The following is a 398-nucleotide window of genomic DNA, read 5'->3' as shown; positions in this document are numbered from 1 at the left end:
TTCTCCATTTTTACCAACAATAAAAAAAACACAACAGCGATTATTCCCAGTAGCAACATCTCTGGACAAGCACTGGTTGCCGTAATTGCTATTATGACATTTCTCTCAAGCCTCACCTTAATTGGTGTTGATTTAATCCAACGTTCTGCCAAAAATTGGAGCAATCAAATTAGCTATGAAGCAACGATTCAAATACGCCCCATTGAAAATGTTGATACGGAAAAAGCACTTCGTGATGCAGTAAAATTGGTTAAAACATTTCATGGTGTACAAGATGCCACAATTGTTGACCAAAAAGCGACAGAAAAATTGCTCGAACCATGGCTTGGCACGGGATTAAACTTGAATGAATTGCCCCTTCCTCGCCTTATCATCGTAACACTGAAAGAAGAGGAAGA

The 398-nt window shown here is 38.9% G+C and carries 1 protein-coding gene; it reads left to right on the top strand.

What is annotated here, in order from left to right; all coding sequences use genetic code 11:
• Positions 1-398, top strand: a 398-nt coding sequence (locus ACFIO5_RS12195) for a cell division protein FtsX (RefSeq protein WP_375705549.1), incomplete at both ends; no start/stop codon positions are given.

It is taken from the genome of Bartonella sp. AA86SXKL (assembly GCF_042196885.1).
This window is presented reverse-complemented; position numbering and strand designations above follow the sequence as displayed.